Raw genomic sequence first — 611 nt, forward strand, 5'->3', positions numbered from 1 at the left:
CTTTTGTTGTGGGGTTAAAGCTTGCCATTTTTCCAAAGGTATCCAAGCAGCATCGGGAGAGCGATCGGCCCCATTGGGTAGTTTAAATCCTGTGGAAGAATCAAAAGCGATACCCGTACCATTGTTATCTGACCAATTAAATAATTGTTGGGTGATTCTACCGTTACTATTGCCCGTTTTTCCTCCAGTCGGTGGCATAATAATTAAATCTCCTTTTGGGTTGCGTTCCAAGCGCAAATCTCGGTTATCCTGACAAAGTTGAAAAAACTGTTCATCGCTGAGTTGCCAAGATTCAAATTTAATTTCTACTACTGTCATCGTGTTTAGATTCTCTTTTATGGGATTATATAATTACCAAATACTATCAAGTTCTAAGACAAATTGAGATAAAATATTTTCCCCCGATAAACTCTCTGGATTGGTTAAAATTTCTACTGCCTGTCCTTGACGATAAATTTCCACTTCTCTAGTTTTTCTATTGATTAACCAACCCAAACGAGTCCCATTATCTAAATATTCCTGCATTTTTTTCCTAGCAGTTTCTATGTTGTCACTAGCAGACATTAATTCAATGACAAAATCGGGAGATAGAGGTAAAAATCTTTCCTTTT

2 protein-coding genes are annotated in these 611 nt (G+C 37.0%); both read right to left on the reverse strand.

Annotation, left to right across the window (positions count from 1 at the left end; genetic code table 11):
• Positions 1–318, reverse strand: a 318-nt coding sequence (locus BGL89_RS05430; protein WP_286824821.1) for a Uma2 family endonuclease, incomplete at its 3' end; no start/stop codon positions are given.
• A gap of 33 nt (positions 319–351) precedes the next feature.
• Positions 352–611, reverse strand: a 260-nt coding sequence (locus tag BGL89_RS05435; protein WP_286824822.1) for a Uma2 family endonuclease, incomplete at its 5' end; no start/stop codon positions are given.

The organism is Microcystis sp. LSC13-02, from assembly GCA_002282935.1.
Classification (GTDB): Bacteria; Cyanobacteriota; Cyanobacteriia; order Cyanobacteriales; family Microcystaceae; genus Microcystis.